The organism is uncultured Agitococcus sp., assembly GCF_937920075.1.
Classification (GTDB): Bacteria; Pseudomonadota; Gammaproteobacteria; order Pseudomonadales; family Moraxellaceae; genus Agitococcus.
On record NZ_CALETI010000208.1, the window covers coordinates 1 to 1928 of the forward strand.

General features: G+C 43.8%; 3 protein-coding genes. All 3 read right to left on the reverse strand.

Going from position 1 to position 1928, the window contains the following annotated elements; genetic code table 11:
- Window positions 1–760: hypothetical protein (locus Q0212_RS07665; protein ID WP_297924184.1), on the reverse strand; the 760-nt coding region annotated here is incomplete at its 3' end.
- The gene (locus Q0212_RS07670; protein WP_297924186.1) at window positions 744–1193 is read right to left on the reverse strand and encodes a DUF6878 family protein; all 450 of its coding nucleotides are present in this window, start codon (window positions 1191–1193) and stop codon (window positions 744–746) included. The genes Q0212_RS07665 and Q0212_RS07670, both read right to left, overlap by 17 nt.
- Window positions 1194–1302: 109 nt before the next feature.
- Window positions 1303–1928 (reverse strand): DUF932 domain-containing protein (locus Q0212_RS07675; protein ID WP_297924188.1); only part of this gene is annotated, 626 nt, incomplete at its 5' end.

Below are 1928 nucleotides of genomic sequence, written 5' to 3' on the forward strand. Positions count from 1 at the left end.
GATTAGCTGAACTGAGTAATGACCACCACCACGGCAACGCATGAGGGTTACTCAGCGGTAAATGTTGGTCGCCATAACCATGATTATCACTGAGATGAATTTCTAAACAGTGGGGACTGCTGAGTAATTCATGCACTAAGCTCCATTCCACATGGTTACTCTGTACCGCCAAAATATTCAAATGCGACAAATCTAAGGCGTAATTCACCCCCGATTCGAGCAGTTCTTGATATTCCGCCCATGTACTGATTAACCAGTGATGTTTACCGTTTGGCGTAGGGTAGTGACCTTCGATACCGACAGGTATGCCAAATAAATCCTCAATTTCTTGAGTAAACTGTAAAACCTCAGCAACTGAACAAGTACCGCGTTTACCTGCATGAGCGGTGTAAACAGGTGCATCCAGTAACTGCGATAAATGCGCCATCTGTTTAAACCACTCTTTTTCATGTGGCCAATCCGCTATATCGACGATTTTATGCTGTCTTTCGATATGGACATTGGCATGAAGCCGAAACTCAATGTGAGCTAATTCGGCTTTCAATTGCAAGGCCAACTCAGAGGTAAATTGACCCAAATTCTGTGGACAAATTTGTAAGCGTTTTGTTGATAGATAACCGAGTAATGGCTCTCGTGGTGTAACGTCTAAAGCCAATTGAATCGCTTGTTGATGGCTTAAACGACCATAAGCCCCAAGCGAAATATGAATCTCTTGTGTGGATGGAACACACCCCGAATCAGCCTTATAAATCGTATTCATAATTGCTGCACTCCGTATAATACTCGGTATGTTCTAAACGAAACGTTCCCTCGGTGACGTTAATCGTCACTGTACCCGATCCCCCATCGTTGTTTTCCCATCCGCCATGATGAGCATCGACCCACGTTAAGGTAAAATCACGTAAGGCAGAATCAATGGAAGATTGTTGTTCCTGTAAAAAGTAACGGTATTCACCGTCTTGATATTCGGCTGCTAAACAGTGGTAAGTCAGTTGTTCAACTTTCAACGTGTTTGCAATATTGGCTTGTGCTAATGATTCAGGAAAAATCTCTAATTCAGAGACATCACCCGAATCGCCGCCGCCTTCATAACGCACCACTAATTGGGTAATGGCTAAGGCAGCAAGGGCAGTTAATAGCGGTTGACGATTAGCACGCACCGCTTCAAAAGATTTAGGACTGTAACCCATCATGATAAACTCCAACTTAACGATAATTAAGAAAAAAGGGCATAAAAAAAGCACGATGACCACCACAGTCACCGTGCTTTAACAGAGATAAATAGAACTAAGCTGAATGAAATTAAGCCGACACCAAGCGTAACGCCTCATCCAATGCACGTTGTTTGATAACCGCGCCTTGACCAAACCATGCTGAATCTAAACGATGGTCAATACTTCGCGCTTTACGTTGATGGTCAACAAACTCGGTCACTGAATTTAATAAACCAAACGCCGTGCCTTTAGCAGAAGACAAATCTGAACCTAAACCTTGACCCTCAAACAAAGTCTTTGCTTTGGCCATGGTGCGTTCAAAGGACTGCATACTCGCTTGACCTTTCATCGCCGCATCACCAAACACTTTGGCATAAAACTTATCGACCTCGGTACTTTTGACTTTACGCTCACTTAAAGTCTTTAAGCGATACATAAAATCATCCCATGCCGCGACAGAGACACCGAGTTGTTTCTTAACGGCTTGCGCATCAAAGGTGGTATTGTGCGGAACTTTAACGGCTTGACCTTGACCATTTAAAGCCACTGCCAAGGTGTTATTACACACCACCCGAATACTGGTAAATTGCGCGGTTGTAGCTAAAGTACCATCACAAGCGGTAGCCAACAGCAAATAGCCATTAGTCACATCATTACCGCGTAAGCTCATGGATTGACCTGTTTTCGCCAATGCCCAAATCTTACGACCGCCTT

Bases quoted from the DNA above. Each gene is read 5' to 3' on its own strand.
- Q0212_RS07670 (WP_297924186.1), bottom strand. From the start codon at position 1,193: ATGATGGGTTACAGTCCTAAATCTTTTGAAGCGGTGCGTGCTAATCGT.